The 3,260-nt window shown below is 47.0% G+C and carries 3 protein-coding genes; all 3 read right to left on the bottom strand.

Translation table 11 applies throughout. The features are described from left to right. Positions 1 to 1,446: DUF6531 domain-containing protein (locus tag HB675_RS25580; protein WP_213881952.1), on the bottom strand; the 1,446-nt coding region annotated here is incomplete at its 3' end. Positions 1,447 to 2,042: 596 nt separating this feature from the next. After that, entirely contained in the window at positions 2,043 to 2,552 is a 510-nt protein-coding gene (locus tag HB675_RS25575) for an Imm42 family immunity protein (RefSeq protein WP_213881951.1), read from the bottom strand. Continuing rightward, positions 2,552 to 3,260, bottom strand: a 709-nt coding sequence (locus HB675_RS26060) for an RHS repeat-associated core domain-containing protein (protein WP_256737681.1), incomplete at its 5' end; no start/stop codon positions are given. The genes HB675_RS25575 and HB675_RS26060, both read right to left, overlap by 1 nt.

Genomic DNA, 3,260 nt, shown 5'->3' with positions numbered 1-3,260 from the left:
CAGAAATCGAGTGGGGTCCCACTCGGTCGTGGTAGTGCGGGCTTGAGGCGTGCCGCTCGCTTCGGTGCGGCTGATTTCAAGACCACGGTCGTTGTAGGTGTACGTGGTGATGAAGCCTTTGGCATCAGTTTTGGTCAGGACCTGGCCTTGGTCGTTGTAGGTGTAGCTGGAGTTGCTCGCCGGACAGTTGGCAGAAGGTTCGCCCTGGATGGCGGTGATCAGCTTGGCACCGTGGATGGTCTGGAATTGAAATACCAGCTGCTTGCCCAGCTCGTTGGTGACGGTGGTGGAAGTATCGCCGTAGACGAACGTGGTTTTTTCAGCGCCGTCGGCGTGTTCGGCGGTCAAGGTGGGTCGCAAGGACGTAGAAGTATCGTAAGTCCAAGTAGCGAATTGTATCCCACGCTCGTCAATGATACCCGTCAGTAAAGTTTTAAAGTAACCATTATCTTGATAAACATACTGTCGAGTAGTCGTCACGCCCCCCATTGTTTTCTGCACATTTTCGATACGAGTAAGGTTCAAAGCGTAAGTGAATTGAGCATTAGGCGTGGTAAGCGTCTGGAGCTGATGCAATCCATCCTCTGTCATAGTCACCATCAGACCATCTATATTGGTTACGACAATAGCATCGTTGTTATAAGCGACACTAAAAATATCTCCAGTATCATCTGTGAGCTGTACCAGCTTGCCTGCCAAATTAAAATAATAACTTTGCCCATCAGAAGAAACGTACACCCAACCCGAGCTCGTGGCGGACAATATTCCAGAGTCAGTGTACGATGTATAAACTCCGTTTGAAAGAGTGTAAATAGACTCCTTACCATCATCCCGAACAACGTTAACAGTACTGTCTGCGAAGGTCAAATAATCCGAATAGCTATGCCGCCAAACTCCATCAGAACTGTTATAGTAGCGCTTCATAACAATCGGATGCCGTACGCCTACAACAGCATCCAGCTCTACTTGGTAATTATTTCCGTTAGCAGCATTGATAGGATCCCCTCTCACTGAAGATGGATTATTGGATATCGAGCACAGACGAGACTCTTCAGAAACTCCTTTTTGAGAGTTAGCTTTACAAGACCCCGTTGAAAACTCTAAGGAGGTATCATCTGGACAATCTCCTGTGAAAAGCTTCAAATAAGCAAATTGTATTTCATGCTGATAGTAATAGTAAGGATTGGCGTACATAGTACATCGAAAATCTTGAGGATTTGCATAGATGTCAAGTGACCCATCATAAGAGGTATTCCCCGCGCCAAGATAATTCGCCCCTTCTGTGCGAAAATAATATCGGCATAACTCTTGAGGTGTTGTTGCCTTCATATTTTCAGTAGTAGGAACATCCCTTACCCAATATTGATATGCTTTAGCCTCAACGACTCTAAAGCTGAAAAAAAAACTTATACAAAGAGCCATTAACAAGCTTATAACGCTTTTCATTCGTCCTAGTCTCATACTACTTATCCCTGTTCTATATACTTAATATCCTACGCTTTCCGTCTCAGCCATCCTGAAAAAAGTTTCAGTCGACAAGAATTTAGCCATATTGATATACATCGGCAGGGAGGATCAAACCCTTGATTTTTTCAATGTATCATATACCGTTATGTGTCAGATTGATGTAGATCCCGTGTGTCACCTACTCGCCAGAATGCCTGAATCAAATGTCAAGGCAGAGTTTACCCGCAGCCATAAAAACCTCAATTGGCCAGCGGGATGAAGCTGCCCCTGATCGTCGCAGCAAAACAGGTTGACGCCGATGGTACCGATGCGTGAGCTATCGATGCTGACCACCTGGCCGCGGTATCGGCGTAGCTGACAAAGCTGCCAGCATACGCGTTGACGCTGACAGCCAGTCACAGGTCAAGGGCACCGCAAGGCGTGCGAGAGTAAAACGTGAGGCCATGATCAAATCCTTTTAATTAATCGTTCAACGAGCTGTGACTTGGGTGTTGAGCAGTCGTCCCTGATCGTCTTAGTGGTATACCGTGATCCGGTTCGCCTCCACAACCTGGGTGCGCAGAGCAACCCTACTGCTATTTGTTATTTTTATATATCTCAAGAACCTCTTCATAGAAAGAGCGGATAACAGCATCGAAATACCCGGCAGACAGCCTTTTTTCGTTAACCAACCCATCCAAACTTTTTTTATATAAAATCAATTCAAATCCGGAGCTTTCAAATAAATACATCTTACAACCATCAAACACGTCAACCGGAATTCTTATATCAAATCGATAGAAACTCTCCACCGACTCATCAGAATTATTATCTACGTCAACGCCACCATAAAGTTTGCTATCTATAGCATCGAACAGCTCTTGCGGGCTCTTCGACACCATATTATCTAGCTGCCTCTTTCCACAATTATCAATTACATTTTGCATCTGGATCAATACATCCCGCAGTGAGGTCCCAAGAGGGAAATCTCCCACTCGCTCACCTGCGATCCAATAACACACCTGCCCAAAAAGCCAACTCCCTCCATGTTGATCATTTAGGGAGTACTCAATAGCAAATTCATTGATATCACCAAAAATCTTCATTATTCCCCTAACACTTTCAATACTGAGTTCGGCACTTGAGCGGAGGGTACAATACCACTGAAGTGGCTGCTGCCGGCATTGTCAGGGAAATATCTATAAATATCACCATTAGCCCCGTTCCCATACCACGAGTTCATGCCACCCCTCACTGCATCGTTGTAAACGCTTTCAGCATCTGTAGGCTCAGGCGTTTTTCTGGGGTTAAAAAGCGGGCTTTTCGGATCATGAGCCGGATTTGCTCTGTATGGAGGCTTGATTCGTGCATCAACAACCTCAGGAGAATATTCACTGCCTCTTAAAGCGGGTGTACCTCCACTTCCGCCACTACTAGGACAAGCTAGCTCTCCATCTGGGTTCAATCCTCGCTTTATCCCGCCTATCGGTCCGAGCTCGCCCGCCCCGGTTGGGCTGCAAATCATCGTCTCAAAACCGGGAATACAGGTAGGAGTTATCGTCCCGCCTTCTTTTGCAAGCCCGTACGGATCTATTCCATTCGAAGGATTGCCGTTAACATACCCATAGGTATTGATCCCGCCTTTCAACCCGATCGGATCACTCTGCACATACCGCCCCGTCTGCGCATTGTAGTCCCGGTAGTAGTTGTAGCTCAGCTGACTCGTCGCATCATACACCTGCCCCGGGAAGCGCAGCGCCACCTGGGTCGCATGGCCATCCCCGTCCACATCCTCGTTCGGTGCCCCTACTCCG

It is taken from the genome of Pseudomonas sp. dw_358, assembly GCF_018449655.1.
In the GTDB taxonomy this organism is placed as follows: domain Bacteria; phylum Pseudomonadota; class Gammaproteobacteria; order Pseudomonadales; family Pseudomonadaceae; genus Aquipseudomonas.
Note: the sequence above shows the minus strand (reverse complement) of the source record. Positions and strands in the feature narration are given on the sequence as shown.

Excerpts from the sequence above, each read along its gene's own strand:
- HB675_RS25575 (WP_213881951.1), bottom strand. The coding sequence starts at position 2,552 with ATGAAGATTTTTGGTGATATCAATGAATTTGCTATTGAGTACTCCCTA.